This window comes from Gracilibacillus phocaeensis, from assembly GCF_900626275.1.
Classification (GTDB): Bacteria; Bacillota; Bacilli; order Bacillales; family Amphibacillaceae; genus Gracilibacillus; species Gracilibacillus timonensis.
This window is the reverse complement of record NZ_LR131144.1, coordinates 1,039,384-1,065,333: the sequence shown is the minus strand read 5'-3', so window position 1 is coordinate 1,065,333 and position 25,950 is coordinate 1,039,384. Positions and strand designations below refer to the sequence as shown.

Annotated in this window: 24 protein-coding genes; 2 read left to right on the top strand and 22 right to left on the bottom strand. The window is 39.9% G+C overall.

Going from position 1 to position 25,950, the window contains the following annotated elements; genetic code table 11:
- Position 1 precedes the first annotated feature (1 nt).
- The 3 genes from E0E32_RS12905 to E0E32_RS12895 form a co-directional block, all read right to left on the bottom strand.
- Positions 2-1,306, bottom strand: a complete 1,305-nt coding sequence (locus tag E0E32_RS12905) for a Y-family DNA polymerase (RefSeq protein WP_078060128.1) — start codon at positions 1,304-1,306, stop codon at positions 2-4.
- A 410-nt stretch (positions 1,307-1,716) separates the two neighbouring features.
- Positions 1,717-2,874, bottom strand: a complete 1,158-nt coding sequence (locus E0E32_RS12900) for an FAD/NAD(P)-binding protein (RefSeq protein WP_066193354.1) — start codon at positions 2,872-2,874, stop codon at positions 1,717-1,719.
- 162 nt (positions 2,875-3,036) lie between these two features.
- A complete protein-coding gene (locus E0E32_RS12895; RefSeq protein WP_187374482.1) occupies positions 3,037-4,029 on the bottom strand; it encodes a P1 family peptidase in 993 nt (330 codons plus the stop codon).
- 61 nt (positions 4,030-4,090) lie between these two features.
- Here E0E32_RS12895 and E0E32_RS12890 point away from each other — a divergent pair, with 61 nt between their 5' ends.
- Positions 4,091-4,366, top strand: a complete 276-nt coding sequence (locus E0E32_RS12890; RefSeq protein WP_066193352.1) for an acylphosphatase — start codon at positions 4,091-4,093, stop codon at positions 4,364-4,366.
- A 31-nt stretch (positions 4,367-4,397) separates the two neighbouring features.
- On the opposite strand, the gene E0E32_RS12885 is transcribed toward E0E32_RS12890, so the two are convergent.
- The 18 genes from E0E32_RS12885 to E0E32_RS12800 all read right to left on the bottom strand — a co-directional run bounded on the left by E0E32_RS12885 (position 4,398) and on the right by E0E32_RS12800 (position 23,282).
- Positions 4,398-4,847, bottom strand: coding sequence for a DUF3887 domain-containing protein (locus tag E0E32_RS12885; RefSeq protein WP_130859903.1), 450 nt, complete (start codon positions 4,845-4,847; stop codon positions 4,398-4,400).
- Positions 4,848-4,850: 3 nt separating this feature from the next.
- Positions 4,851-6,182 carry an alpha/beta hydrolase gene (locus E0E32_RS12880; protein ID WP_130859902.1) on the bottom strand — a complete coding sequence of 444 codons (1,332 nt, stop codon included), beginning with the start codon at positions 6,180-6,182 and terminating at the stop codon, positions 4,851-4,853.
- A 222-nt stretch (positions 6,183-6,404) separates the two neighbouring features.
- On the bottom strand, positions 6,405-6,644 hold the full coding sequence (locus E0E32_RS12875; protein WP_066193349.1) for a ferredoxin family protein: 240 nt from the start codon (positions 6,642-6,644) through the stop codon (positions 6,405-6,407).
- Positions 6,645-6,756: 112 nt separating this feature from the next.
- The gene (locus E0E32_RS12870; protein WP_066193347.1) at positions 6,757-7,323 is read right to left on the bottom strand and encodes a histidine phosphatase family protein; all 567 of its coding nucleotides are present in this window, start codon (positions 7,321-7,323) and stop codon (positions 6,757-6,759) included.
- Positions 7,324-7,403: 80 nt separating this feature from the next.
- Positions 7,404-7,607 carry a DUF6501 family protein gene (locus tag E0E32_RS12865; protein ID WP_066193345.1) on the bottom strand — a complete coding sequence of 68 codons (204 nt, stop codon included), beginning with the start codon at positions 7,605-7,607 and terminating at the stop codon, positions 7,404-7,406.
- An 81-nt stretch (positions 7,608-7,688) separates the two neighbouring features.
- Positions 7,689-8,732 (bottom strand): AbrB family transcriptional regulator, encoded by a 1,044-nt coding sequence (locus E0E32_RS12860; protein WP_066193343.1) that lies wholly within the window; start codon positions 8,730-8,732, stop codon positions 7,689-7,691.
- Positions 8,733-8,891: 159 nt separating this feature from the next.
- On the bottom strand, positions 8,892-9,854 hold the full coding sequence (gene msrA / locus E0E32_RS12855) for a peptide-methionine (S)-S-oxide reductase MsrA (RefSeq protein WP_130859901.1): 963 nt from the start codon (positions 9,852-9,854) through the stop codon (positions 8,892-8,894).
- A 90-nt stretch (positions 9,855-9,944) separates the two neighbouring features.
- Positions 9,945-10,457, bottom strand: coding sequence for a VrrA/YqfQ family protein (vrrA, locus tag E0E32_RS12850; RefSeq protein ID WP_066193339.1), 513 nt, complete (start codon positions 10,455-10,457; stop codon positions 9,945-9,947).
- A 175-nt stretch (positions 10,458-10,632) separates the two neighbouring features.
- On the bottom strand, positions 10,633-13,737 hold the full coding sequence (locus tag E0E32_RS12845) for an AAA family ATPase (protein WP_130859900.1): 3,105 nt from the start codon (positions 13,735-13,737) through the stop codon (positions 10,633-10,635).
- A 1-nt stretch (position 13,738) separates the two neighbouring features.
- Positions 13,739-14,887, bottom strand: a complete 1,149-nt coding sequence (locus E0E32_RS12840; RefSeq protein WP_130859899.1) for an exonuclease SbcCD subunit D — start codon at positions 14,885-14,887, stop codon at positions 13,739-13,741.
- A 233-nt stretch (positions 14,888-15,120) separates the two neighbouring features.
- Complete coding sequence (locus tag E0E32_RS12835; protein ID WP_130859898.1) at positions 15,121-18,153, bottom strand: ATP-binding protein; 3,033 nt, start codon at positions 18,151-18,153, stop codon at positions 15,121-15,123.
- Positions 18,154-18,433: 280 nt separating this feature from the next.
- Positions 18,434-18,655, bottom strand: a complete 222-nt coding sequence (locus tag E0E32_RS12830; RefSeq protein WP_066193328.1) for a YozE family protein — start codon at positions 18,653-18,655, stop codon at positions 18,434-18,436.
- A gap of 2 nt (positions 18,656-18,657) precedes the next feature.
- The gene (tatC, locus tag E0E32_RS12825) at positions 18,658-19,416 is read right to left on the bottom strand and encodes a twin-arginine translocase subunit TatC (protein ID WP_066193324.1); all 759 of its coding nucleotides are present in this window, start codon (positions 19,414-19,416) and stop codon (positions 18,658-18,660) included.
- Positions 19,417-19,531: 115 nt separating this feature from the next.
- Entirely contained in the window at positions 19,532-19,708 is a 177-nt protein-coding gene (locus E0E32_RS12820) for a twin-arginine translocase TatA/TatE family subunit (protein ID WP_066193320.1), read from the bottom strand.
- Between the two features lie 27 nt (positions 19,709-19,735).
- On the bottom strand, positions 19,736-19,912 hold the full coding sequence (locus tag E0E32_RS12815) for a twin-arginine translocase TatA/TatE family subunit (protein WP_066193318.1): 177 nt from the start codon (positions 19,910-19,912) through the stop codon (positions 19,736-19,738).
- An 83-nt stretch (positions 19,913-19,995) separates the two neighbouring features.
- Positions 19,996-20,493, bottom strand: coding sequence for a dihydrofolate reductase (locus tag E0E32_RS12810; RefSeq protein WP_066193316.1), 498 nt, complete (start codon positions 20,491-20,493; stop codon positions 19,996-19,998).
- Between the two features lie 10 nt (positions 20,494-20,503).
- Positions 20,504-21,457: a thymidylate synthase gene (locus E0E32_RS12805; protein ID WP_130859897.1), complete on the bottom strand. Its 954-nt coding sequence runs from the start codon at positions 21,455-21,457 to the stop codon at positions 20,504-20,506.
- Positions 21,458-21,995: 538 nt separating this feature from the next.
- Entirely contained in the window at positions 21,996-23,282 is a 1,287-nt protein-coding gene (locus E0E32_RS12800; RefSeq protein WP_130859896.1) for an IS110 family RNA-guided transposase, read from the bottom strand.
- Positions 23,283-23,553: 271 nt separating this feature from the next.
- On the opposite strand from E0E32_RS12800, the gene E0E32_RS12795 reads away from it, so the two are divergent.
- Positions 23,554-24,657, top strand: a complete 1,104-nt coding sequence (locus E0E32_RS12795) for a C40 family peptidase (RefSeq protein ID WP_286171906.1) — start codon at positions 23,554-23,556, stop codon at positions 24,655-24,657.
- A gap of 148 nt (positions 24,658-24,805) precedes the next feature.
- Here E0E32_RS12795 and E0E32_RS12790 read toward each other — a convergent pair whose 3' ends face one another.
- Entirely contained in the window at positions 24,806-25,657 is an 852-nt protein-coding gene (locus E0E32_RS12790) for a DUF72 domain-containing protein (RefSeq protein ID WP_130859895.1), read from the bottom strand.
- Positions 25,658-25,950 lie beyond the last annotated feature (293 nt).

The window sequence follows — 25,950 nt, the reverse complement described above, 5'->3', positions numbered from 1 at the left end:
TTCACTCTTCCTTTCCAGATCTGTGACCTCCAAGTAAGGTAGCCCGATATTTGGCCATCCCCCCTTCTGATAAACTGGAAGCATGTAACAAAGACGTATAGCCATACTTTTCTCTAACAGAATCGATAGCTTTATCCAGTTCTTCCCTTTCCATCGTTTCTTCGGCTGGTTCGAACAAATTGAGTTGCAATGATTGTTTCGGACGAACCTTCCCAAAGGTGACATTAATCACTCTTACAGGGATATGTTCCTGATAATATTTATGAAAAATTTGCAGCATGTACGCTTTCAATTTCTTGGATGAATCAGTGGCGTTGATCTTCATTTGATGATTAAAACCACTTTGTAGGCTGTTTCTTGAATATCCAATCGATAGTTTTACTACAGCGGTCGTCAACTTGTGCTTTCTGAGTCTTGCTGCATTCTCGTCTGTCATCTCCCGAATCACCACTTCTATGTTATGCTTCACCAGATAATCACTGTTGAGTATCTGATTTTTGCTGAAGGATGTACTTTGGAGTGTATACTTGTCGGATAACAACGTTCGATCGATACCATGAGCGTGAAAAAAGAGTTGTTCTCCAATGACACCGAATCTGGCCTTTAATCGATCGATACTATATTGGGACAAATCATAAATATTTTGAATACCCATCCGATTCAAGCTGGCCGCTGTTCTCGCCCCTATCCCCCAAAAATCTTGTAGTGCTTCTATTTTCCACACGGTATTTGGTACATCTTCATAATGCCATTCTCCAATAAAATCATTCATTCTATCATGTTTGGCCTGATGATCAAGAGCCAATTTTGCTAACAACGGATTATCACCTATTCCTACTGTCAATACTAACCCTAATTCTCGCTTTACATCATCTTGAATTTTCTTGGCGATATTGAACGTACTGCCGAATAACTTATGTGATTTCGTTACATCGAGAAGTGATTCGTCTATCGAATAAACCAGCAGATCCTCTTCGGGAATATAGCGTTTAAAGATACGCATAATGGCTAAATTTCTTTCCAGATACAAGGCCATTCGCGGCTCTACTATTTGAATATTCGCTTGTTTAGGGATTTCATATATTCGAGTACCTGTTTTCACACCATATTCTTGTTTGATTAAAGGGGATGATGCTAAAACTAATCCTCCTTGATTAGCTGGTTTGGAGACCACGGCAATTCGGGCATGCAAAGGGTCCTCCCCTCTTTCAGCTGCTTCAACACTTGCAAAGAATGATTTGACATCAATGCATAAAATATCCCTGCGTGGCTCTTTTGTATAATCCATCATGATCATCCGTGACATTGTACTCTCTCCTAATACGAATAAGTGTTTGTGTTTTTATTATACGAACAAATATTCTTGTAGTCAAGTGACGTAAGGCTGCAAACACATGCCAATATGTGGATAGATTGGAAGCAGTTCATTATCATCGCGTAAATAAGCATGCTGATAAGATCATCTTTACAGAAAGTAGTTTTCTATGATTAAGAAGAGTCAGACCAAAACCTGCTTGATTCTCTACAAGTTTATCAACAGAAGTATTATTATTCTCTTATGCTAATAAAGCAAGACTAACCAGGATATTTAGCATCTGTTGCCCCCTCTTAGCTTCTTTGATCTTCTGGCATCTTAAGCGGCTGCTCTACAGATCGTGTTAGCACAATGATCAAAAAAGAGACTGATGAATGATCAGCCTCTTTCGTCTGTTTTTCTTATGCTTGTTGTAATATTCTCTCGGTTGCCTTCCTTGCACCGGAAATATTTCTAGAAATCGGACCAAGTTCCAGTTCCGCCAATGGCCCTGCCACATAAAGCCCATTTTTCCATTCAAGGGAAGCTGGAACAATCGGAAATCCACACGGTGCACATGGCAACTGCAATTGTTTTATCACGGAGTCCAGCCAGTTTTTCCCCGGTCTTTCAATGGCTGCACCAGTAGCTAACAAGATAGAACTTGCTTTTAATCTCTCACCATTTTCCAACCAAAGTTGCCATTGTTCTGCCTCTTCCTGTACCCCTTGAATACTGCCCGTGTATATACAAAGATTCCCTAACGTTTCCTGTTTTCTCAATTTGATTAATAAATCTTTGGTGATCGAGCCTTTATTTCTTGCCTTTTGTATAACTGTTCGTCTTTCTTTATAGCTGGTTAGCTTTTCAAATTTATTGAGATATTTAGGTCCCAACCAGCCTGGGTCACTATCAAAATGGTGAATGCGGAGCGGATGGCGTTTGATCATGGTAACCGAGTTGATTGTTTCTTTTTGGGTAAGGGCATATACCAGATGTGCAGCCGTCATTCCACCGCCCACCACTACAACATCCCCTGTTTCTGGAAGGTTATGCTGCATTTCAAAGATGTGACTAATGGAGCTGGTTCCTTTATATTCCTCTGCCCATACTGGATAATGCGGGATGTGATTTACACCAACAGCTAGTATCACCTGTTCACTAAAGAAACAATGACCATCCGATACACAAACCTTCCAGCCCTGTTCTGTCCACGTGAGTCCATTTACTTCTCCTTGCAGCCAGCATTCCATTACTCCAGTTTTGTTAAATAAATCTAAACTATGCTGATTGAACATATCTAAACGCGGTCTTTTGTACTGACCTTTAAAGGCAGCCGCATAGTCATGTGCCGTTGCATATTTCTTTAAACTGTAGGGATTTTTATCTAAATGATGAACCAAAGGGGAACGTAAATATTCCATTCCAATCTTATCCGTAATGGTTATCCACCTTGCTAATGGTTGTTGATGCGGATCAATGATTAATAGATCTTCTTTCTCCACCTTTTTCTCTTCAAGCAGCCGGGAAGCTATGCAACTCCCTTGCATCCCCCCGCCAATGATGATCCATTTAAACATATATATACCTTCTTTCACTTGTAAAAAACGTAATCATTACGATTTACTTTATCATGAAATAGGAAGAAGTACAATGTTTTTGTGGTATATGTCTGTCATTCCCTTAGGTATGAGATGTTGGCACCTATTTTCTTTAACTAGACTCACAAAGGGAGAAGCAAGTTAAAAACCTATGGAATGATAAGAAGGAATATTACCGACGGCATCCGCCTCTTTAACAGCATGGACGATGGCTGATTCAACCACCCTCGTTGCCAGCATTCCGACCAAATCAACTGGTGCATCAACTCTGCTGCTCGACATCGCAAACAAGGTGTCACCATCCATCGCTGTATGGGCAGGTTGAATCGTGCGTGCTATACCGTTATGGGCAAGCTGGGCTATTTTATTTGTTTGTGATTTGGTTAACTTAGCATTGGTCATGACGACGCCGATAGTGGTATTTTTGCCAGAATTGTCTCTATTCGCCACTGTACCGTCCTGTTCGAATTGGGCTGTCAGGCAATCATTCGTGTTTAATAACTGCTTTTTCTCTCGATCATAGAGACCAGCTATTTGGGTATGAGTGGCAGGGTCAAAAATATCACCGATAGCATTTACGGCGACAACGGCTGCTAGTTGCACTTCCCCTACTTGAAGTCCAGCATACCCTATGCCTGATTTCATCAGATAATCTTCACCAAGCAATTTACCCACTGTGGCACCAGTACCTGCCCCGACATTACCACCGCTCACTTCAAATGAGTTTTCCCAAGCGTTTAAAGCCGCTTGATACCCTAATGCTTGATCCGGACGAATACGAGCATCTCCCACACCAAGGTCAAATAAAATAGCACCTGGTACAATCGGAACCTTAGCCGCTCCAGTATCCATACCAATTTGTTTTTCTTCTAGAAAGCGCATGATTCCAGAGCCTGCCTCCAACCCAAAAGCACTCCCACCAGCAAGAAATACAGCATGGACTTGTTCCACGGTATTCGTTGGTTGCAAGAGATCTGTTTCCCTTGTGCCTGGAGCGCCACCCCTTACATCTACGCCTGCAACAGCACCTTCCGGACAAATCACCGTCGTACAGCCGGTTAATGCTTGTTCATTGGTCGCATGGCCTATTTTAAAATCAACTAACCCTGCATAAGAAAGCCTTTTCACATTCATCTACCCTTTCTCTTTTTGCTAGCTTTTTAACTATGATATCATGTAAATAGAGGTGATTAAAATGAAATATGTGCGTATACACGTTAGAGGAAGAGTGCAGGGTGTAGGATTTCGTTTTTTTACCCAGCAACTAGCCATGGAACATCACGTGTTCGGCTGGGTAAGGAATGAGGATGATGGCAGTGTCTTAATCGAGGCAACGGCTGATGATCAAGATATGAAAAACTTTATTACCCAAATCAAACAAGGCCCTTCACGATTTGCCAAGGTGCAAGAGGCAGATGTGACTAAACTTAAAGGCGATCCTGGGTTTACATCGTTTGGTATTAAAGGTTAAGCCAAAGAGAATCAGCTCTTTGGCTTTACGCTTATTTCAAATAAAAACCCGCTATTTGATCAGCTTGATCTACCGTCACCTCGAAGGTAATTTCTTCACCTGAGAATAGTCCTGCATAGCTCTGCACATAAAAACCATTTACTTGTTGCGATTGTTGGTATTCATAATCAATAAAATCACCATATTGTTCCTTAAGCTGCTGCCATAACTGCTGCAATTCAGTAGAACCTAATTCAGCGCTCACTTCCGCGCTTAAATTCTCTGCTGCCGCGTCAAATTCTTCATGGACAAAGGATGATAGAAAAGAATCAGCAGCCATTGTTACCTCACTTGGTACGTCTTCGTTTTGATCTGCTGAAGCTATCTCTTCATTTGTTTGCTCTTCCTCTTCATCTGATGATAATATGACTGTATCATCGTCATCATTACATGCCACAAGCGTAAATAACCCTATGCATAATACCCAAATGATTTTTTTCATGCTTTACCCTCCTTGTTGAAATACCCACTCGGCTATGTCGGAAATAACTTGTTCATCTACATGATCTGGAATGGTGTACTCTTGAACAGTTCCTTGCTGTTCTCCCTGTGATTCGATAAAGAAATGATTTAATTCAGGATAACTTTTTAACGTAGCTAATGAGTGATTGTGCATCAGCTCCTGCCATTCGGAGAAATCGTGCTCCATACTAACTTGAAAATCCGCTTCACCTTGTAAAATCAATAGAGGTTTGTCTGATTCTAATGCGATTTGTCCTGCGTCATATTGTGCCATTTCTTTTAAATAATAACCGCTTACTCCATAAATTTCCTGTTGAGCAGCTGCTTCATCCGACACATCCAGCATACTAGAAGCAAGTTCTTTTTGTTTTTCTATTTCCTTAACATATTGTGCTTTTTCTTCTTCATCCATGTCTGATGGGATAGCTGCTAACTGTTGGTCCGAAATGATTTCCCAAAAGAATCGTGGAGAACCTGCCAGTATTACTAGACCTTCCGTTTCTGCCTGCTGACCGATGCGCGGGGCTAGCATGCCACCGAGTGAATGCCCGATAATGTATACTCGATCGATTCGTTCATCCTCTTGTAACAACTTTGCTGCCTCCACTGCGTCATCTATCGTTTCTTCCTGGACCGTAAGCTTATTCCCCACGTCTTCCATCAACTCTTCTCCGTATTGATAGGTACGCTTGTGATAACGCAGAACAGCTATTCCTTGCTCTGCTAGGCCGTAAGCTATATTTTGGAATGGTTGATAAGCATAGATGGCCTCATTCATATCAGAGGGCCCAGAACCATGCACCAACACTACACCAGGAATCGGACTTTCTGCATCTGTCTTTGTCGGCATAGTTATCCTACCAGACAATTCATACGCCTTCCCTTGGTTAAGGACGATTTCTTCCTCGGTTACATCTTCCGGAGGCTGACTCTTCTCCACCTCTTGTGTATTCGCTTGTATGTATATTCCTTGCAGCTTTTCATCTTCATTCCACGTTAATCTGATATGTACTGACGTCTCTTCAAATCTTGCTTCTGTTTCTATGATCGTATAATCCTGTTGCGTAGTTGCATTCAGTTCACCTAATTCGATAAAGTTGTCTCCTTTATTTGTTTCCCAACTATGTTGTAAGTCAGCCGCAGTTGATTGCTCCTGAAGTGTCTCTGCATAATAATCCTCCACTAGCGTTTGATAGGAACCATCTGCAAGTAAAGAAAGCAAATCACGAGATTTTGTCTCGACATCTTCTTCTGACTGATTTGCGCAACTCACTAACACCACTAAGGCGGTGACGATCCATAATCTTTTCATCATGCGTATTGCCCCCTAAAAAATCTCTCATCCATCTATACGAACTATACGAAAAAAACGAGCAAATAGTTTCAATATTTTATCTACCAGACCCAACTGATGACAGCCCCATCTTCATTATGTCTAGCAAAAAGGTTATAATAATAAATAAAAACGACTGCACCTTCTGAAGAATATGTGCAGTCGTCTTTATGAATGTTTCTTTTCGAAGCATATTGAAAAATCTTACTTTTCTTCAAAAAATTTGCGGTTCAGTGCAATATATTCGTGTTCCTCATCCGGTACCTCGTCTTCCATATAGATTGCTTCAACGGGGCATACCGCTTCACATGCACCGCAATCAATACAGATATCCGGATCGATATAAAACATATCTTTGCCTTCCTCTATACAATCAACAGGGCAAACTTCTACACATTCGCCTGATTTTTCAGCCTCACAAGGTGAAGTAATAATAAATGCCATGACTGTCCCTCCTTTACACTAACTCTCTATGTAGCTTGACATATGTTTATCTTATCATATTTTCGTAAAAACGAATACCATTATAGCTCAATTTGTCGAGTTTGCAAGTTATTTAGTCATAACTTTTGGTATCGTCCCATATTCTTTCTGTAATAAACTCTCCACCGATGCGTTGGATTAGGAAAATGTCAGGATTTGTTAATGTTTTCCATTCTTGAAAACCAAAATCAACACGAAACTTTCTTAACATCAGTGCCAGTAAATTACCGTGGGTGACGATCGCAATATTCTCGCTCGTTTCATCTTGGATACAAGTGTTTAAGACTGCTACTCCACGATCATATGCTTCTGTGGATGATTCTCCACCAGGTAATTTAAAGTGTGAATTTTGAAAAGATTCCTCTAGTATATCCATCCAGTCATCTACCGGCTCTTCACTTAGGATACGTTCTTTTAACCGGTCATCTATCTCAATATCCACATGCTGTTTCTCCGCAAAGGGTTTAATACTTTCCTGGGCACGTAAATAAGGGCTGGAAATAATACGATCTATTTGGAAACTCATATTTTCCAACTTCCACGATAATGCATGGGCTTGTTTAATACCATTCTTCGATAACGGGGAATCACTATGCTGCCCTGGTGCATGGCAATGTCGAATTAATAGAATTCTTTTCATTTCATCAGCTCCTATGGAGAATCTATTACTAAAAATATGTTTTATTACTTAATTTTCCCTTTATTTTCTTTGAATAAACATTAGGCATCCGCAAAATAATCTTTTTTGAAGCCAGCCATGCGATTGGTATTATCTATGATAAAATAAAATTCATCCGTTTCATTTTTGACTTCATATAAATTACCTACTGTTAATACCGAATCCACTTTATATTTTTTTGCGTTAGTGTGTATACATTTTACTTTTTTCAAGGTCTCATTGTTTTCCCAACCATGGTGAATCATCTATTATCCCTCCCCACCTTTATCATAAACATATATTTGGCTGATTACAAGAGCTTTTTCATTTTAGTTTACATAATAATATTATTGACTACTATGTTGTGTGAACACCTTTTTCAACACAAAAGGAAGAATCAAACTGATAAACAACATCCTAATTAATTGTAAGGAACCAACAATGGCAGGATCTGCGTTTACTTCATGGGCCGTTATTGCCATTTCTACTAGCCCTCCAGGTGCTAAACTAAGCATTGCCGTAGCAAACGTCAGACTGGACCAAAGAGATAATAAATAACCGAATAAGGCAGATATAGCAATGAGCGCTGTCGAAAATAAAAAGAATAAAAAAGAATAGCGGCCAATAGTTTTAAAATCAGAAAAAGAAATCGATAATCCTAAATGAATGCCAATAGACAGTTGAGCCACATGGTATATTTCAATCGGCACATCACTGACAGGAATGGATATAATTCGTAAAATAGCAATGATAAACATCGGTATCAATACAAACGGAGCAGGCATTTTAAAACGAACGAGATACGCCAAACCAAATAAGGCAATAAATAGAGCAATCGTCCAACCATTTAGCGGAATCACCTCTTCAGAAGAAATACCTCCGCTTTGCTCAGGAGTAAACAAAAACATCACTAACATAGGTACTAACATCAACACACTCATTAAACGAATGGTATGGAAAATCGCAACCATACCGGTATTCGCCTTGACCGAATCACTAATTTCCAACATAACGGACAAACCGCCAGGAACACTTCCTAGTATACCTGTCGTGCGGTCAATTTCTGCATATTGAGCCATCCATTCTCCACTTTTAATACAGATGAAAACAAGAATGACGGTCATTAATAAAAAAGGAATAAAGTACGGCAAGACTTGTGCTAATGTGTCCTCGGTGAAATTGGTCCCGATTTGGGCCCCCGTAATCAGAAAGCTCCACTGTAAAAGCGACTTTGATTGATGTAAGGAAGGTTTGATAAAGGAATTTAATGTAAATATAGCGATTAAGGGACCCAAGATCCATGGCAGTGGTATATGTAAAATGTAAAACAACCCAGTACCCAATAAACCAACGGTATACATCATTATAAGATAACCAATTTGCAAAGGCATAAACATCCTCTTTCATATTTCTGGAAACATATTTTATTGTCTGAGGGTCTCCAACCACATCCCCCGGATCATGTTATAATATCAATCGTTTTCATTTACAGTAATGGATGTTGCCCATCAGCAAACTGCACTGATGGACAACTCTATTTTCTATAGAATTTATTCAAAGATGGTTCGGTATGCTTCCAGTCCATTCTCTTCTAATTCATCTTTAGGGATAAATCGCAAGGCTGCTGAGTTGATACAATATCGCATACCACCTTGATCAATAGGACCGTCGTCAAAGATGTGTCCCAGATGGGAATTAGCCTCATCACTTCTGACCTCAATCCTTCTCATTCCATGGGAAGTATCCATTTTTTCATTTAAAGCGTTTCGATTCAATGGTTTGGTGAAGCTTGGCCAACCACATCCAGCATCATATTGATTAGTGGTGGAAAATAAAGGTTCGCCACTCACAATATCGACATAAATTCCTTGCTGATTATTATTCCAATATTCATTATCGAACGGGCGTTCCGTCCCGTTTTCTTGTGTCACATGGTATTGTATGGGTGTTAATTTTTCTTTTAACTCCGCTTTATTTGGCGTTTTAGACCAATTTCGTTTGATAAAATCTTCCCTGCCGGACCCTTTTTTATACATTTTATAGTGAAATCTTTGTTTTTTATAATAATCTTGATGCTTTTCTTCAGCGGGATAAAAGGTCTTAGCCGGTAGGACATCTGTTGCTATAGATTGATTAAACTTCCCGCTTTCCTCCAGTTCCTGTTTGGACGCCTCAGCTAGTTTTTTCTGGCGATCATTGGTATAGAAAATCGCTGTTTTATAGGATTCACCTCGATCATGGAACTGTCCTCCTGCATCAGTAGGATCTATTTGTTTCCAAAAAAGCGATAGTAGTTTCTCATAAGGAAAAACCGTTGGATCAAATGTAATCTCGACTGCTTCTCGATGGCCTGTTGTGTTCGTACAGACTTCTTCATAAGTTGGATTTGGTTTATCCCCACCCGTATATCCAGAAATCACTTGTTTAATACCTGGCTGTTGGTCAAAAGGTTCTACCATACACCAAAAACAACCACCGGCAAAAATTGCTTTTTCTATTGCTTGATCTGTCATGAAAAAAGCCTCCTATATCGATACATTCTTACTAATTATTCTGCTATTTACCTGCAAAAAATGCAAGTGGTCTGTTTGTTGGTTACTTATTTAGAAGAAAAGTTTCGGTTGGGATTCGCGTGACGTCTGCTCTTCTGGCTCCGCCCATTCCCCCTTTTCTGCGTCCTCTGCAATTGGAATAACTTCTTCCGCAGTTTCGGCTGTTACTTCCGCCTCTTCTTCTTCCTCACTATTAATGTCACTTAATGCCTTCATCATATTGATTAATTTCGGTGCATTCTTAACCATTGGTCCATATTCTTTAATGAGTGGCGTAGCCTGTTGGGCAACCTTCATTACTTGCTGCACATTTGACAAGGTATTGGTTAGACCGGAACCGGTTGAGGCAGCACCGCTCGCTATATTGGCTGGCAATTGTGCTGCGCCGGCAGCACCTCGCGACGGTAAAAATCGTTGCAGCAAACCTTGGAGACCTCTTGGATTAGCTGCTTGATTCGGTACAAACGAGCTGGGACCTTGGTTCGGAAAGGGCGACATAAAGGATGATGGAGGCGGCATCTGTTGCTGCTGAAAGAATGGAGGTTGATTAGGTGGTCGAAACATAGACATTCTCCTTCCATACACTAGTTGCTATATAGTATATGTTCCCACCTGCAAAAAGTTATAGGTCATTAGCCAAGAGAGGAAATAATCTCTCTTGACTTCGATTATTTCCTGGGCAAGCGCAGGAACTGACATATAATTGTTATTTATTGTTAGATCATGTCATATCATGCCGTCAATCGATCCGAAAAGCTGCGGAGGACCCAGATGGTGAGGTTTCAATCACTAATTTTGCCTTGATTTCTTCTTTTAACTGAGCTACGTGAGAGATAACACCAATGGTTCGATGATCCTGCTGTAAATCTTTAAGACATTTAATCGCTTGCTCCAGTGATACCTCATCCAATGTTCCAAAACCTTCGTCAATAAACAGCGTGTCTAACTGCACCCCGCCCGCATGTGCTTGTACAATATCAGCCATACCTAAAGCCAAACTTAAAGCCGTCTTAAAACCTTCTCCACCGGACAATGTTTTCACAGATCTTTGTTTACCGGTGTAATGATCAAGTACTTCTAAATCTAACCCACTTTGAGCTCCACGTTTAGCCAAGGATTCGCTGCGCAATAACTGAAAACGATGATCCGTCATTTGGCTCAGGCGCAAATTGGCTTGTAAGACAATTTCATCTAAAAAGGTAGCCAAAACAAATCGTTCCAATGATAAACGAGCGCTATTATCACCTCGCGCCAAATCAGCTAATTCCCCAACATGCAAGTATTCTTTTTCCAGTTCCTTTTTTTCTTTGGTTAATTGATTGGTTTGTCCAATCGTTTCTTGCAGTTGCTGCAACTGTTGTTTCCTATGCTGCAAACGCTCATTTGCCAATTCTTTTTCTGCTGACACTTGTTGAATTTCCTTGTCTGCCTTAGCTAAATCTGGTTTTTGCTTTTGAGCAATCTGTTTATCAAGTTCTTGCATCTGGTGTTGGACAAGATCCTTCTGTTTATTATGTCTATTTATCACTTCTTCTAACCGAACTTTTTCCTGCGAAGATCGAAGCGCCTCCTGATAATCGGCCTGTTTTTTGAATCCATATTCTAGTAAGGTTTGGTGAAACTGTTGCTTTGCCGCCTCCGCCTTCTCTTGCAGCTGACGATCATATTTCACCGCTTCATGATAGGCGCTCTCTTTTTTGTTTTTATCGGTCAAGGCAGTTTCCAATTCTAATTGTATGTTCTCCCAAGCTTGTATTTGTTGGGTTACCTCTTTCTCAAGCGAGGCCACCTTGTCTTGGAAGGCTTGGTCTGAATCAATGTGCTCTGGCATTTGCTGCTGCAGCTGCTTATACTCAGCAGCATATTGATGATACTCTTGCTGAGTAGCTTGATGTTTCTGTTCTATGTTCATCTGTTGCTGCTTATACTCATCATACCGGTCTACTTCTTGTTGATTAGCAGATAGTCTTGTAGTGATCGTTTCTTGTTCTGCCATCAGCCGTTTATGTTCATCATTTAGTTGTTGGCGCTTTTCTTCCAGTTGTTGTTCATGCTGTTGTATGTCATCTAGTGAACGATCAGTAACCGGCCATTCTAATTGATCAGCCATGTGTTGTCTTTGCTGTTGATTATTTTTAAGTGATTGTTCTACCTGAAGTACTGCTAGTTCCGCTTGATTGGTTTCTTGCTGTATATCTCTCAGGCGCTGTTTGGCTTGTTCCAGCTCATCTTGCAACACCAAGGCGTCTGTTGGTTCCGCTGGAGATGGGTGTGTAGTGGAACCACAAACTGGGCATGCCTCCCCACTGGTCAGTGTCGTCGCTAAATAACTGGATAGTTGTTCTTGCTGCTGTATTTCAATATGATGGCATGTTTCCTCTTGCTGTTTTTGCTTGCTTTGCAGTTCCTTTACACGCTGACTTTCTTTCTGAACCTGTTCCCCCAATTCCTGTCGTTCTCGTTCTTTCTGTACAAATTCTGCTACCATTTGAATGACTTGCTTATATTTTTCTTGTTGTTGAAACAGTTCAAACGTTCGCTCTTTGATGAATTGTAATTCATCTTTATCCTGATAAATCTTTTTTCTTAATTGATCGAGTTTTTCCAGCCGTTCTCCCCATTCGGCGCTATCCTTCTCCTCCTGATCCAGTTTAACTTTACTTGTTTGGAGCTTCTCTTGCAAACGATGAAACCGGTCCATTTGTGACAGAAGTTCTTGTTGTTTCTTCAACTCAAATTGGAGATCTGTCCGTTCCTGTTCTCGATCTTTCTCTACCACATAACGACGCTTGACATCCTGGTAGTTCTCCTCCGATTGTTGATACTGCTGTGTTAAGGTCTGCAACTGCTTGTACTGTATCTGTCGCTCTTCTTCTCTTTCCTTAGCTTGTTGTTCCAGCGGATAGACCTGATCAGCGATCTTGGCAAGTTCCAACTCCTCCCGATGTTTATTCACGGTTGGCTGAGCTGAAATAAGTTCCGCTTGTTGCTGTTGCAATTGTTCATATTGTTGAAAAACTTCAAGCAGCTGTTTCATCTGATAATATGCCTCTTGTAATCGTTGCAATTTCTCAGCTAGCTCTGTCTGAATGTGCTCTTCCTGTTGTTTCTGCTCTGTCAATTGACGCAGACGGTCCTCCAATTGGTCTGTAACGTCCGCAGGCAACGCTTGATCTATCCACTCGGATGGCAGCTTAGCGATTGCTTGCTGATATTTCCAATCCAGCTTAGCAATCTCATCGCTTAATTTGCTGGCCTTTTCCTTGAACGCCTCGGTCATCTGTTGATAAAAATGCGTCCGAAATATCTTCTGCAAAATTTCTTCTCGTTCTCGGCTATTTTCCGAAATCAGTTTTCTGAATTCACCTTGGGGGATCATAATCATTTTCTTAAATTGTTCGTAATCCAGACCGATCATCGACTCTATCGCCTCATTGACGTCCTTAATCTTAGAGCTTTGCAATACCCACTCACCGAGCGCGTTACATTGATATAAACTGGCGGCTGCCACTTCCTCCGTATAGCCCTCACCACGCGCCTTAAGCTTCTGTTGCTTTGGACTTCTGGTAACGCAATATAAGGAGTCATGAAGCTGGAAGGTAAATTGCACAAACGTTGGCTCCCCTACTTCAGCAAAGTGACTGCGAAAGGCTTCTTGATCTCGATCCATTCCACTCGCCTTGCCATATAGGCTATAACAAATCGCATCAAAAATCGTTGTCTTTCCTGCTCCAGTTGGACCAGTGATTAAAAAGATAGGTTCTTCCCCTAGTTTCGAAAAATCGATGACCTGTTTATTTCGATAGGGCCCAAATGCCGTTAGTTCCAATTTTATCGCTCGCATATTACTTCTCCCTTTCTGCTTGCATAACCTGATCTATCGCTTCCTTTACGTAAGGCTCCCGTTCTTTCGGCAGGTCTTCCCCTTTCATTTCTTTATAGAAAGCGGCAAACAATTGCTCATGCGTCATTTGCTGTTTTTCTTTGATGGATTCGATCTCTTTTAAAGATTGATGGATGAAATACTGCTTTCGTTCCAATCGTAAAATATTAGGGAATAATCGCCGCAGCTTGGTAACTGGATCGATGATAGCTCCATCATCCAGAAGGCGAATCTGTAAATAATCTTCACTAGGAGGTTCTGAATTACCAGTCAATAACTCCTCAAAATAACCTTCAACAATACGTAAATCCCTAACAGGCTTAATAGGTATGGTGCTTAGCTCGATCGTATCGGTGCTTTCTACGATGGTCACCGATTTTTGATGATTGGCTTCGGAAAAAGAATATTTCATGGGAGAACCGCTGTAACGAACCGTATCCCGCTTGATTTTCTGCGGCTGGTGAAGATGCCCAAGTGCCACATAATCAAAGGCATCAAAGAGAGAGACGTCGATATAGGGGCTGCCGCCAATCATGGTGAGTCGTTCTTCCGATTCCGATTCCATTCCTCCGGCAATAAAGGCATGGGCAACAAGCACATGCTTCGATTCTGGGTTCATTTGTTTTTTTATTTCTTGAATAATACGTTCCATAGCCTGCTGATGTGTCTGGATATCTGACTCCTGAAAATAGTGTTTTACTTGCTCAGGCTCTACATATGGAACAAGGTGGAAGGTCACATCTTGTCCATCCTGTGTAAAGGTCACCGGCTGAAAAATATCTGCCATTGTGGTTGCTAGATACAATTGGTTAGCATGAAATAAGCTAGCACCGAACCCTAACCGATCAGGGCTGTCGTGATTACCTGAAATCGCCATAATCGGAATATGTAATTCTGTAGTAATCGTTGTAAAAAAGGCATTCAATAACTCCACCGCTTCTCGCGGGGGCACAGCGCGATCATACAAATCGCCTGCAATGATAATGATATCTGGCTTTTGTTCTTTAATAATAGCTAGTAATTGCTGCATCATTTCCGCTTGATCATTAGTCATATGTAATCCATGTACAATCTTGCCTAAGTGCCAATCCGCCGTATGTAATATCTTCATTACGTTCCCAGCCTTTCTCCTCTAATCTTACTTATCATTATACACGAACAAATGATCGCTGTCAGCAAATTGCCTTAAAAATAATATTATTTTTCATTACTGCACATCCTCATTAAAGTTTGTTACTTTTTCAAATCATACAACTGTCTATTGAACTATCGACAAGATGAATAAGCCAATCATCCTCGTCCGTATTAGGTGGATTATTTTTTCTGTTTTATAGACTAAAAACATTATTTTACATCATTAACAACGGGAAGTCGGAAACTAATTATCGTTCCTTTATCCGGACTGCTATCAATCATCAAACCTTCTCCCATATATTGAAATAATCTTTTTTCCGTATTTAATAATCCCACTCCATGTTTCCTTTTCTCACTACGCCATTTTTCTTTTACCTCTTTTTGGAATCCAACACCGTTGTCTTTTATTCTCATTTCACATTTTCCTTTGCTATAAACTGCCTGAATAGTAACTTCTCCACCTTGCTGGCGTTTCAATATGCCATGTTTGATCGCATTTTCTACTAATGTCTGAACCGTAAGTGGTGGAATTAAAATGCCCTCTGTTTTTACGTCAATTTGTTTATTCACTTTGATTTTATCTCCAAAACGAGCTTGTTCAATACCAAGATAGGCGTCAACTAATTTCAATTCTTGTTTCAATGAAACCAATTCATCCATATTTTGAAAGGCAAAGCTAGATTGCATAAAATAATTAAAATGATCTAATAATTCCGTCATTTTTTCTTTATCAACTACCATTAAACTTAGAATAGACGTAAGAGTATTAAAAATAAAATGTGGATTAACTTGTGCTCTTAACCATGCAGCTTCCATACTTAATCGATCGGAGATAGCTTCTTTTAGGTCTGTAAGTACCTGTACTCTTGCCCGTAATTCTAATGGTTCAATAGGTTTCACAACATAATCATTAGCTCCCGCTTTAAAACCTGCCTCTAAATCTTCTGCTCGTGCTCTAGCAGTAAGTAAAAGGATTGGCAGTTCTGATAAATTGTGTTTTATTCTTATTTTTCTTGTTAGTTCAAATCCTGATATGCCTGGCATCATCACATCACTTATTACTAAATCAAATCGTTGGTTATTGATATAATGCCATGCTTCCTCCCCATTATTAGCAAAAGTAATTTCATACCGATGTTGATCTAATATTTTAGATACCACAGTTAAATTGATCTTTTCATCATCTACGAGTAATAACTTAAAGTGCTTCTGATTACTAGCAGCAGGTGATGCATCTTCCAACCCTTCTGGCATAATGATTTCTGTTGTAGGAATTTCTAAATTCTCTAGGTTCTCCCTTTTTCCTTGATATAAATCAAGTGTAAAACGAAATGTGGTGCCTTTTCCTAACTCTGATTCTACATCAATCGTACCACCTTGTAATTCAATCAGTTCCTTCGTAATTGCTAAGCCAATCCCTGTTCCGGAATGATAGGCATTATATTCTGTAATGATTTGTTCATATGGTAAAAAGATTTTTTCTATCTTATCGGCTTCAATACCTTCTCCTGAGTCAATAACTTCTATCACTGCCATATCATTTGCTACATGTGATCGAACCATAATGGTACCTTCATCAGTAAATTTAATGGCATTATGTAAAAGATTCAATAATATTTGATTCAAACGATTTTCGTCCGCATCTAATAAAGGAAAGGATGGATCAACCCGATTTATAATTTGTAATGGTTTCCCTTCCACTACATGCGTTAACATATCCAAAACCATCTTCATTTGCACATGAAGATCAACAGACTTTTTATCCAATCGTAAGTGATGTTCCTTTAATTGGGACAGATCAATTAAATCATTAATGAGCATCGACATTCTTCTTCCTACCTGTATTAATAAGAGAAGGTCATCACGATCTTTATTGGTGATTTTATTTGCTGGGTTATCCAACACATATTGCGCGATATGCATCATACTATGTAATGGATTTCGCATTTCATGGGAGGTATTAGCTAAAAAGTCATCTCTGCTTTTATTTGCTAACTGCAATTTGGTATTCTTTTCTTCTACATCCCTTACATGTTTCAAAAACATGCAAATCCAGAATAACTCAAATAGAAACAAAGCAATGAAGAGGTCAAAAGGGTAAAAATTCATTATCATATTTTTTTCATGCTTTAATGTAGACCATATAATACTATTTAATACGGCGATAGCAGCTAGTATCAGTAACAATGTATTCGGTTCTCCAGCTAAATTCGCTTTAACAATCTGCGTAATAACTATAGAAAGACAACTAAAATACACGATACCAAGTAAGAATTGATATTCCCAAATAATAGAAATAGGTAATAGGATAATCAGTAAACCATATAGCAGATACATCGTTGTAACCATTCGATAAATCAACGCAGGGAAATAGCCTGGCAAAAAATATTCTATAAATTTCAATAAAGAGGTTGCAATGGAAATATGTATTAAGAATATTATTTTTGATCGTATAGTAGCATCGATAAAAAGCGATAATAAAGGGGCTCCATCTGGGTCAAACAAAATCATGAGAGAAGCACTCATCATCAACAAACCGAAATATAATGCTAATTTCGTTTTATATTGCATACAAAATAAGAGAACAGCTGCAATGAAAAGAAGTAGCATAAAAATCAAAACGATTCCCTTCCACAGCATATTCATTTGATAGGTATGCTGAATATCTGCTGTGAAACCAAATAAGAGTGGTTGTATACCAAAATTAGATACTCTGCCATCATCACTTGCCTGCACTACGATATCCAAATCAGGTGAATGCACCTGAAACATAATATAGTACGGCAAAGTATTTGCTACAAAGCTTTCTCGAAGCATAGATGGATTCCCTGATTTCCCTATCAGTTCTCCATTAATATATATATGATTAGCCGAGGGGATCCTTGGTATATAAATCGCTAACGGTTGATCCACAAAACTTTCATCAAGGCTAGCTTGCATGCGAAAGGTGCCTGAGGAGAATGCTTGATTATCTATATAGGAAAACCACTGATCCGGGAATACGGTATATTTTTTATTTTGAAATGCTGCTCCATCCTCTACTTTCTCTGGATCAATTATTTGTTCAGGATAAAATTCCCACTCTCCTTCAAGTTGAAAAATCTCTGACTTTTCCGCGTTTTGCTCTTGAATGTGTCCATGACCTTCTTGAATTAAAACTGGACTGGACTCTCCTGTCTCAACAAAAGCAAACCATAGAAGTCGTAGGCCAGTGAGAAATAATAGGAATAGCAGAATAATCATTACCTTTTTTTAGCTATTAGTTTACTATAGATTCAAATTATTCTTCTTGATATAAGAAGAATCGAGAACTGTCGAAGGGATTGCGATAATTGTTAGGAGGGAGCATTATTTTTCCTAGCACATTAAAAACGTTCAACATGATTACTTGGAATTTCTTATTACTTTACATAATCCATCTTATTGGTACTCTGATTCATTCAAGGTCAAATCGTCCCAAATCCTATTATATCAATGGTTTTATGCTTTTTTATCTTTTAAAAAAAGCCATGAGCATTCCCGCTCAAGGCCTTTCTTGTTCCTCGTATTCATTCCATAATTGATCAAAAGTTGCTACGGCAGATGGAAACGGAGCATGCCACTCCATAAATTCGCTAATCTCATGATAATCTTTCGAATGTTTAGGAAAACCTGATTCATAGAACATCCAATCTGCTAGCTTACGTGCATCATCCAGCTGTTTATTACCGCGATAGCGCATCATAAAATGATAAAAAGACTTCATGATCATTCACCTTCCTTCATAAACGCTTGCCGCTGCCTCTCTTTTCTGCGATAGATCATGCGGGAGAGCATAATACTGATTTCATATAAAACGATAAGTGGTATGGCAACAACAATTTGTGTGATAAACTCTGGCGGTGAAATCATCGTTCCGATAATAATCAAGATAAAATAGGCATACTTTCGCGTTTTGCTTAAGAATTTTGGCGTTACCATGCCTAAACTAGTCAAAAACATCGTAATAACAGGTATTTCAAAAAAGATCGCAAACGGAAAGACTACTCGAAACATAAAGCGAAAATATCTCTCTACCGTAAATACCGTATCAAACATACCATCATTAAGTGATAATACAAATGGCAAGATTAACTGAATAAAGATAAAATAACCAAACACCAAACCGCCAAGAAACAAAAGAAAGATAACGGGAATATACCAAACCGTTGTCCGTTGTTCATGTCTCGTTAATCCTGGTTTCACAAACAGCCAAATTTGCACACATAGAAATGGCAACGTGATGGTACAGGCAACCAAAAAAGCAATCATAATGATAATCCAGAGCATTTCTTCTGGCGCCATTAAGTGTAAGTTAATATCTATATCTTGTAAAAAGAATGCACGAATATGGCTCTCGAAATAAAAACCGACAATAAAAAAAACGATAAAGACAACGGCAGTCCATAACAGCCGGTTTCGCAATTCTGCAAAATGGTCTAAGTACCCCATTTCTTTTTCCGTTGATGTTGCATTATCTTGCGTCATGGGCAACGTTCCTTCCTACATATAAAGCTGTTCCATTTATTAAAACAAACGCTTTGTCTTTCTATCCCACAAAAAAGAACTGTCACTTACGAACGTGTTGACAGCCCTTCTCGCTCTACTTATGTTCTGAATTGTTTTTATCCTCACGAAGTAAATCATTAGTTGCCTTTTTGAACTCTCGTAAGGAACTGCCGACCGCTTTGCCTATTTCCGGGAGTTTCGATGGTCCGAAAATGATTAAGGCAACAATAAGGATTAAAAATAAACCTGGAAAGCCAATGTTTGATAACATCCGATCTTCACCTCGATTAATGGCTTATCATTTATTTTCTTTTTGATCTTGTTGATCGTCCGTCAAATCACGTGCTGATTTCTTGAATTCACGCAACGTTTCACCAGTAGCTTTACCAATCTCTGGTAGTTTCTTTGGACCAAAGATCACTAAAGCAATGACTAAAATCAAAATCAATCCGGGAATACCAATTGATGATAGCATGACAGCTACTCCCCTTTTGTATAGAATTTCATTACCTCTTATCTTAACATGATTTTATCTGCTTGTCTGTAATAACACAACATTTATTGCGACTTTTTTCGATCATACTGGATAAAATAATAGTCATAGGGGTTCTTTTCGTCCTTGATCCCTTTTTCTTTGGAGGTGATCTCCCATTTACTTTCATCAAATGTTGGGAAAAAGGTATCCCCTTCAAATTCCTCTTCAATCAAAGTCATATAGATACGATCGGCAAATGCTAATGCTTTTCGATACACTTCTTGACCACCAATCACAAACCATTCCTTCGTTGGATCTTGCGCCTCCAGTGCCTGAATATCATCTATCGAATGAATGACATCGTAACCATCAGGCTGGTCCACTTCTTTTGTCGTCAATAAAATATTATGGCGCTTAGGTAAGGGAGCATTCATGGACTCAAACGTCTTTCTTCCCATGATCACCGTTTGTCCCAATGTTTTGTCTTTGAAAAATTTCAAATCTTTCGGTAAATGCCAGGGCAGCTGTTGATCCTTGCCAATTACCCTATTTTTACTCATTGCAAATAATAATGAAATCATTGTTTACCTCCTATACGGCAATGGGTGCCTTAATTGCTGGATGTGGATCGTATCCTTCTAATTGGATATCCTCGATTTCCATATCAAAGATGGATTTGTGTTGGTTGATCACCACATTTGGCAGCGAACGTGGTTCACGTTCTAATTGCTGCTGAACTTGTTCTTGATGGTTGGCATAAATATGAGCATCACCAAGTGTATGAACAAACTCTCCTGGCTCCAAGCCGCATTCCTGTGCGATCATCATCGTTAACAAGGCGTAGCTGGCAATATTAAAGGGTACTCCCAAAAAAGTATCAGCGCTTCGTTGATATAATTGACAGCTTAACTTGCCATCTGCTACGTAAAACTGAAACATGGTATGACAAGGTGGTAACGCCATCGATGGCAAGTCTTCTGGATTCCAGGCAGATACAATATGCCTTCTGGAGTAAGGAGAATGCTTGATCGATTCGATAACCTCTTTTAATTGATCAATCGTTTCCCCTCTGCTTGTCTGCCAAGCGCGCCACTGTTTGCCATATACCGATCCCAGCTCACCGTATTGTTTGGCAAAATCATCATCTGCCAGGATTTTTTCCTTAAAAAGGGTCATTTGTTCCTCGTACACCTTTTTAAACGAGGGATCAGCAAGGGATCGATTTCCAAAGTCAGTCATATCCGGCCCGTGGTAGTCGCTGCTTTCTATCCAATTTTTAAAGGCCCATTCATTCCAGATATTATTATTGTGCTGTAATAAATAGCGAATATTCGTATCTCCCTTAATAAACCAAAGTAATTCACTAACTATTAAACGGAATGGAACTTTCTTGGTCGTTAATAAGGGAAAGCCTTCCGCTAAATCAAAGCGCATTTGGTGGCCAAAAATCGATAGTGTCCCCGTCTTGGTACGATCCTCTCTTCTCATGCCTTCTGTTAATATTTTCTGACAAAGATTTATGTATTGTTGCTCGTTCGTAGACATCTTTTACTCTTCCTCCCTCAATTTATTTTGATTTCCTTAAAATATCGCTGTTTTTCTATCTTTTTCTACCACATTTGGTGAAGCTATCTGGTTAAGGTGAAGGAAAGTATACGCCCGGGGGGTTAAGTATGGAAATAATAAGTAGCCCCTCACGAACTTAGCATCCATATTTATGAAAACTAAGTAAAATATACCGTATGATTGCACCTTTGGATCTCCACATTCAACATGGCGGTGGATCCTCCCATGTTTCTCGGCGTCGTGCGCGTAGATTCCTTTGTTCAACCTTACCATGTGTGGATGCCGGATATGCTTTCTAAGTGGGTCTATGCCCTAACGGAGTAGATACCGACCGGCTAATCCGTGCTTCAGATGTCATCGAATTTAAACAAATAGACAGCGTATTTTCTGTTGTATCACGCCACATTCCTGTATATCATGCATTATTTGGTTTTGGTGGAGGCATAGCCTGTTATACAAGCTATCCTACATTCGCCTGTATCAAGCATTCACGCGTTTCTGTCTGCAATCTGTCTCATCAAGCTACTTTCTGCAGGGATCTCAATGAAGGGATATCCCTCATCATGCGTTCTCCATCGAATGCACAGTTGCGCGTACCCATGACATAAAAGATCTTGATAAGCTTTCGGCCAAGTGCTACGAACGATTCTTTGCCTGTCAGTGGATGGTCCGGGCGATTTCTATAATAATGATGCAGCTGTTTGAAACCTTCGTTATTAGCTGATAAAGGGCGTGCGGCAAGGTACAATATAGATCTTAATCGACGGCGACCACGTTTCGTAATCGTTGTTTGACCCTTGAATTTGCCCGATTGGTTCAGCTGCAGATTAAGTCCCGCTAATTTAATGATTTGGCGTGGATCTTGATAATTGGATAAATCTCCTACTTCAGCGAAAAACCCGGCAACGGTCATGACACCAACCCCTTTTATCGCGATCATTTGACGGGCACCGGGCACCTGGAGAACAAGTTCTTCCAATCGTGCTTCATGAGCCTCGATACGTCCCTTTATAGCTACATATTGATCGATTAAATAGCTGATTTCCTCTCGTGCCATGGTCAGTCCAACGGTCATACCTACACTCGTTTCAGCCGCATGTTTCAGGGATCGAGCTTGCTTGATTCCAACGCCACGCTTCGCCGCTTCTTTGATTTCCGCCAGTAAAGCCTCTTCCGAACAGGAGGCGATATCAACGGGAAGATAACCTTTTTTCAAGAAATGGATCGGTGTTTTCTTCGTCCAGTCTTTAAAAACAGTTGTAAACTCCGGGAAATAGCGATCTAGCGCATTCTGTACCTGCGCTTTTATAGATGTCAAATCTTTCTCCATTATGTCATGGAGTTTCATCCCTTCCCGCAATTCAGCATAAAGACCTTCCAGTAAAATCGGTTCATGAAAGCGTCCTGCCCGCACTACCTGTGCTATTACTTTCGCATCTTTTGTATCGTTTTTCGTTGGCGAGTCATCATCCAACTCTTTGGTGCGTTTGACTTTCGTTGGGTTAACAACCACAGCGTGCAACCCTTGTGCCTTTAAATGATAAGCCAGGTTGAGCCAGTAATGTCCTGTTGGTTCCATCCCAAACATAAAATGGGGGCGCTGTTGTTGCTCAGCAAGATGCTCTGCCCAATCCAACAATGATTGAAAACCTGTTAGACTATTTTCAAACACCAATCGTTTAGCCAGGTCGCGTCCACGATCATCTATGGCACGCGCGACATGTTTGTCCTTGGCCACGTCTATTCCGATAATAAGTGTCTTGTCTGTGATTTGCTCTAAGCGATTATTTTGTGTAGAATCCATGGTAGGAGTCCTCCTTGGTATCTAATTTCGAGGTCATCGCGATGACACTCTCTATCGTACCAAGAGGGCTCTATTTTTGTACAATCGATTCTAGCCCCACTTACCTTCATATTTTTTTATATACAGGAATGCTTTCTCTAAATACATGTTCCAAGTGTTTGAACACACACTATAAAGTATTACAAAAAAGTAACAAAATCATTAACTACACATATTCTATTTATTTTAACATAAATTTGCCCTAAGTAAGTAATTTTTTAAGGGGTGATTTGTGTTGTTACAAGATCAACTATCACTCGTAGTGAAACACTCTGTTGCCTACAGCTTTGCCTTTAGCCAGCCATTTGCGTTCTATGTGGATGCCTACCCATTCATGCAGAACCAGCTATTAGAACAAACAAAGGAGTTACACTATGGTGTGCAACATCAAGCCGTGCGCATCCTGCAGCACAAATTGAAGAAATTAAATTACTACGAAGATACCATAGACGGAGAATATGGTCTATTGACGGAATATGCCGTCAAAAAATTTCAGGATGAACAAGTGCTTCCCTCTAATGGTAAAGCAGATGAGGATACCGTTCAAGCTATTTTAGAAAAAGAAGAATCCTATTACCATAATATCTTGAGGTCAAATGAGCTGGAGTTCGAGCAAGGAGAACAAAGCAAACAAATTAAAGAGGTTCAGGAAGCTCTTTTTTATTTGGGTTATTATCAAGCAGAATTGGATGGAATCTATGGTCCGCTATCTGAGCAGGCGGTTACGGCATATAAACAAGATAGCGGTCAAGAAATTCTTCACGTGGAAAAAGTCGAGCCAGAACCCGAACCAGAGCTAGAGCCACCACAAGAATCTGTGGAGACAGCAGAGACGGTTGCTGCAAACGAGGAAGCGCAAGGGAATACGGACACACAGATAGAAGAGGAAACCCTACCAGAGACAGAGGAAAATAGCTCATCCGAAGAAGAACCACCAGCTGAAGCAGAAACAATGGTAGAAGTCGAAAGTGCCCCGCCTGCCGATGCCGTCGCTATTGCGAAACAATATATCGGGATACCATATGTATGGGGCGGGACGTCAACCGATGGATTTGATTGCAGCGGCTATTTACAATATGTCTACCAACAGCTTGATATTAGCCTGCCAAGAACGGTTAGTGAAATGTGGAACGCCACCAGCCAAGTAGAAAAACCATCCGTAGGAGACATTGTCTTTTTTGAGACCTATCAATCCGGCCCCTCCCATGCTGGTATTTATGTTGGGAATGGCCAGTTTATCCACGCCGGTTCTTCGAATGGTGTGCAGATCAGCGAATTAAGTAACAGCTATTGGACAGAACGATACTTAGGTGCCAAAAGAGTAGAAGCACTATAATGGCATGTTCCAAAAATCCAACTAACAGGTCCCGTCGGTTAGAACCGCGATATCCTGTTAAACATATAGCTGAACTCGCGACGATAATTGCCATGTCCGTGCAATGATAAAGTTCAAGGCGGCGTAGTTCCCCCTTGAACAGCCTCTATCATAAGTCAAAAAGATCCATCTGCTTTGGATGGAGTCCCTGATATTGAATACCTAGCAAGTCAATGAATTGTTTGGCATTATCAGCAGCATCTCCACCGGAATTATTGTTAAATAGAATGGTTATATCTTTTGTCTGCTGCTGTAATTGCCGAATGTGCTCGACCCACTCCATTAACTCCTGTTCGTTATAGCGATATAAAAAACGAACCTCCCGCCAATTCTCCTGTCCATGATTATTCCAACCGTGTATATTTCGCCCGTGAAAGCGAATGAGTACATGGTCATTGGTTGTCGCCAACACCAATGGAACAGATCCTTCTCCCGCTTGTGGTTCATCGCAAATCACATGAGTAACGCCCAGCGTCTGTAGAAATGTAATGGTCTGCTCTCGTGACTCCTCAGTAAACCATGTTTGATTGCGAAATTCAATCGCAAGGGGGATTTCCCCCATCCATTCCTTTAGTTTTTTTATTTTTTGAATATTATTGGCCTTTAGATTAAACCACGGCGGAAACTGAAACAACACAGCTTTTAATTTATTGGCCTGTCTTACGGGGACAATCGATTGTTTGAATTCTTCCACCAATTGTTTCATTTCTTTATTCGTACGGGGTTTTCGATCATGACCAGTTAAGTTTTGCGTCGCTTTAATTACAAAACGAAAGGCCTCTGGTGTTTCTTCCACCCATTTTTGATAATTAGTGGTTGGTTGTACAGCATAAAAGGAACTATCTACTTCTACGACGGGAAAATGGGCACTGTATGTATATAGTTTGCTTTGTCTTTCTTCAGGTGTGAGATACAAAGAGTGATGATCTCCCCACCCTGTTAAGCCAACGGATATGGACATATTATTCACCTCCGATTATTGTCTATATCTAACATGGATAGGATAATATTAGTCATTATGTTCTGCTTAGAAACGATCCAACTCTAAAAATACAACGTCAACTAAGCAGGAATTGTTTCCATTTTACCACTTGTTATCCCCATCTTACATCAAAACTTCTTCGTTATATCAATGATTTGTTCTTTTTTAGTCCGAATCATTGGAGCTTCAAAAGTCATTAAGAAAAAGATTAGCGAAACCTGCCTATAAATATAGATCATACATTGATTTCACTTATTCTCACTCTCATAAAA

Coding starts and splice junctions, on each gene's coding strand:
- E0E32_RS12895 (WP_187374482.1), bottom strand. CDS start 4,029: ATGAATGTGAAAAGGCTTTCTTATGCAGGGTTAGTTGATTTTAAAATA.
- E0E32_RS12880 (WP_130859902.1), bottom strand. CDS start 6,182: ATGATGAAAAGATTATGGATCGTCACCGCCTTAGTGGTGTTAGTGAGT.
- E0E32_RS12885 (WP_130859903.1), bottom strand. CDS start 4,847: ATGAAAAAAATCATTTGGGTATTATGCATAGGGTTATTTACGCTTGTG.
- E0E32_RS12810 (WP_066193316.1), bottom strand. CDS start 20,493: ATGATTTCATTATTATTTGCAATGAGTAAAAATAGGGTAATTGGCAAG.
- msrA (WP_130859901.1), bottom strand. CDS start 9,854: ATGACAGATCAAGCAATAGAAAAAGCAATTTTTGCCGGTGGTTGTTTT.
- E0E32_RS12800 (WP_130859896.1), bottom strand. CDS start 23,282: ATGGATTCTACACAAAATAATCGCTTAGAGCAAATCACAGACAAGACA.
- E0E32_RS12905 (WP_078060128.1), bottom strand. CDS start 1,306: ATGTCACGGATGATCATGATGGATTATACAAAAGAGCCACGCAGGGAT.
- E0E32_RS12865 (WP_066193345.1), bottom strand. CDS start 7,607: ATGATTCACCATGGTTGGGAAAACAATGAGACCTTGAAAAAAGTAAAA.
- E0E32_RS12870 (WP_066193347.1), bottom strand. CDS start 7,323: ATGAAAAGAATTCTATTAATTCGACATTGCCATGCACCAGGGCAGCAT.
- E0E32_RS12840 (WP_130859899.1), bottom strand. CDS start 14,887: ATGAAGATATTACATACGGCGGATTGGCACTTAGGCAAGATTGTACAT.
- tatC (WP_066193324.1), bottom strand. CDS start 19,416: ATGACGCAAGATAATGCAACATCAACGGAAAAAGAAATGGGGTACTTA.
- E0E32_RS12860 (WP_066193343.1), bottom strand. CDS start 8,732: ATGCCTTTGCAAATTGGTTATCTTATAATGATGTATACCGTTGGTTTA.
- E0E32_RS12835 (WP_130859898.1), bottom strand. CDS start 18,153: ATGATTATTCTGCTATTCCTATTATTTCTCACTGGCCTACGACTTCTA.
- E0E32_RS12890 (WP_066193352.1), top strand. CDS start 4,091: ATGAAATATGTGCGTATACACGTTAGAGGAAGAGTGCAGGGTGTAGGA.
- E0E32_RS12830 (WP_066193328.1), bottom strand. CDS start 18,655: ATGAAGTCTTTTTATCATTTTATGATGCGCTATCGCGGTAATAAACAG.
- E0E32_RS12820 (WP_066193320.1), bottom strand. CDS start 19,708: ATGTTATCAAACATTGGCTTTCCAGGTTTATTTTTAATCCTTATTGTT.
- E0E32_RS12875 (WP_066193349.1), bottom strand. CDS start 6,644: ATGGCATTTATTATTACTTCACCTTGTGAGGCTGAAAAATCAGGCGAA.
- vrrA (WP_066193339.1), bottom strand. CDS start 10,457: ATGTTTCGACCACCTAATCAACCTCCATTCTTTCAGCAGCAACAGATG.
- E0E32_RS12790 (WP_130859895.1), bottom strand. CDS start 25,657: ATGTCCATATCCGTTGGCTTAACAGGGTGGGGAGATCATCACTCTTTG.
- E0E32_RS12845 (WP_130859900.1), bottom strand. CDS start 13,737: ATGCGAGCGATAAAATTGGAACTAACGGCATTTGGGCCCTATCGAAAT.
- E0E32_RS12805 (WP_130859897.1), bottom strand. CDS start 21,457: ATGTCTACGAACGAGCAACAATACATAAATCTTTGTCAGAAAATATTA.
- E0E32_RS12900 (WP_066193354.1), bottom strand. CDS start 2,874: ATGTTTAAATGGATCATCATTGGCGGGGGGATGCAAGGGAGTTGCATA.
- E0E32_RS12815 (WP_066193318.1), bottom strand. CDS start 19,912: ATGCTATCATCAATTGGTATTCCCGGATTGATTTTGATTTTAGTCATT.